The organism is Arthrobacter sp. Y3225116 (genome assembly GCF_059091245.1).
Map to the genome: position 1 here is coordinate 1 of NZ_JBNHGL010000343.1, position 2438 is coordinate 2438.

Sequence of the window (2438 nt, forward strand, 5' to 3'; positions counted from 1 at the left end):
CGACACCAACCTGGCCGGCGCCGAAAAGACTGCCGCGCTGGTCCGCGAAACCGGCGCGGAGGCCGAGGCCTTCGAAGCCGACGTCACCGACGTGGCCTCCACCGAGGCCCTCGCCCGGCGGTGCGCCGACTTCGGGCAGGGGAGCATCGACGTCGTCCTTAACAACGCCGCTATCTATGCCACGGTGACCCGCACCCCGTTCGAGGAGATCGACCCGGCCGAATGGGACCTGGTCATGAACGTGAACCTCAAAGGGCCCTGGCTCGTGACCCGCGCCGCCAGCCCGTTCCTGCCCGACGGCGCCCGCGTCATCAACCTTTCCTCCGCCACCATCTACTCCGGCTCGGAGCAATGGCTGCACTACGTCGCCTCGAAGGGCGGCGTGGTGTCGATGACCCGGGTGCTGGCCAAGGAACTGGGCCGGCGCAACATCACCGTCAACGCGATCGCGCCGGGCTTCACGCTCACCGAGGCCAGCTACGGGCTGATGGAGAACGCCGAGAACTACGGCGTGGACCGCGGCGCGCTCAAACGCGCCAGCCAGCCCGAGGACATCGTGGGCGCGGCGCTCTTCCTGGCCGGTCCGGACAGTTCCTACATCACCGGACAAACCATGGTGGTCGACGGCGGCCGCCAGTTCATCTGAACCACTGCAACCCAAGGAGAACCATGCCTACGGTACATTTCACCGACGCTGAAGGCGCCGTCCGCGACGTCGAAGGCAACCCCGGCGACTCGGTCATGGAAACCGCGGTGCGCAACGGCGTGCCGGGCATCGTCGCCGAATGCGGCGGCTCGCTGTCCTGCGCCACCTGCCACGTGTTCGTCCGCGAGGACACCATGGACCAGCTTCCGGAGATGGAAGACATGGAAGACGAAATGCTCTACGGAACGGCGGTGGACCGCCAGGAAAATTCCCGCCTGTCCTGCCAGCTCAAGCTGGCCGAGGGCCAGGACGTGTACGTCACTACCCCGGAAACGCAGATCTGATCATGGACACGACCACCACCACAACGACGGCGGCCCCCGCCCGGACGGCGGACGGTGCCGTGCAAACCGGGCTGCTGATCATCGGCGCGAGCCAGTCGGGAGTCCAGTTGGCCGTTTCGCTGCGGGCGCTCGGCTTCACGGAGCACATCACGCTGCTGGGCGAGGAGAACCACCGGCCCTACCAGCGCCCGGCCCTGTCGAAGGAGTTCCTGCAGGGCACGGTGGAGAGCGAATCGCTGATCTTCCGGTCGAACCAGTACTGGGAGGACCACAACGTGGCCCTGGTCAAGGGCGAGCGGATTGAGCGGATCGAGAAGGAAGCGGACGGTTCCGGGGTGGCGCACGCGGCCTCCGGGGCACAGTTCCCGTTCCGCCGGCTGGCCCTGACCGTGGGCGCCCGTGCGCGCAAACTCCAGGTCCCCGGCGCCGACCTGGACGGGGTGGTCTACCTGCGCAACGCCGACGACGCCCTGGCGCTGAAGGCCCAGCTGGAGGGCGTGCGTGACGCGGTGGTGATCGGTGGCGGCTTCATCGGGCTGGAGGCTGCCTCCAGCCTGCACAAGATGGGCAAGAACGTCACCGTGCTCGAGTACGGGCCCCGGCTGATCGGCCGGGCCGTGGGCGAAGAGACCAGCGATTACTTCCTCACCGCGCACCGTGAACGCGGCCTCGACATCCGGCTCAATTCCCGGATCCGGGAACTGGTGCCGGCGGACGGCGGGGGCACGGTAGGCGGCGTCGGGCTCGAAGACGGCACCGTGGTCGCCGCCCAGCTGGTGCTGGTCGGCATCGGCGTCGTGCCCAACACCGAGCTCGCCGAGCAGCTGGGCCTGGAGGTGGACAACGGCATTGTGGTCGACCGGCACGCGCTGGCCTCCGACGGAACCACGGTGGCGGTGGGCGACGTGGCCAACATGCCCAATCCGCTGCCCGGCTCGCCGGAGGGGGAGCGGATCCGGCTGGAAAGCGTGAACAACGCGATCGAACACGCCAAGGTCGCCGCCTATTCGCTGATGGGCCGGCGGGAGGACTACGCCGGGATCCCGTGGTTCTGGTCGAACCAGGCGGACCTGAAGCTGCAGATCGCCGGCCTGACGCTGGGCTATGACCGGACCGTTGTCCGCCGCGACGACGAGCGCGGCAAGTTCTCCGTCCTCTACTACCGCGACGGCCGGATCATCGCCGCCGACTGCGTGAACGCCCCGCTGGACTTCATGGCGGTCAAAAACGCCCTGGCCAAGGGCCAGAACATCCCCGCGGACGCGGCAGCCGACCCCGCCGTCGTCCTCAAGACCATTGCGACGGACGACTGACTGCCCGCCCTGCGGCCGCACGACAAGGAGACCCACCCCATGAGCACCCCCGAGACACAGACCCCGGAGGCCGCGGGCCAAACCCCAACGTGGGCCGCCGCCGGCCAACCCGACCCCGCCGAGGATCCGCGCGCC

General features: G+C 68.7%; 3 protein-coding genes. All 3 read left to right on the top strand.

Annotated elements, in window-relative coordinates; translation table 11 throughout:
• Positions 1-646, top strand: a 646-nt coding sequence (locus AC5RV2_RS17095) for an SDR family NAD(P)-dependent oxidoreductase (RefSeq protein WP_494093332.1), incomplete at its 5' end; no start/stop codon positions are given.
• Positions 647-669: 23 nt separating this feature from the next.
• On the top strand, positions 670-990 hold the full coding sequence (locus AC5RV2_RS17100) for a 2Fe-2S iron-sulfur cluster-binding protein (RefSeq protein WP_494002250.1): 321 nt from the start codon (positions 670-672) through the stop codon (positions 988-990).
• Between the two features lie 2 nt (positions 991-992).
• Positions 993-2303, top strand: coding sequence for an NAD(P)/FAD-dependent oxidoreductase (locus AC5RV2_RS17105; RefSeq protein ID WP_494093333.1), 1311 nt, complete (start codon positions 993-995; stop codon positions 2301-2303).
• Positions 2304-2438 lie beyond the last annotated feature (135 nt).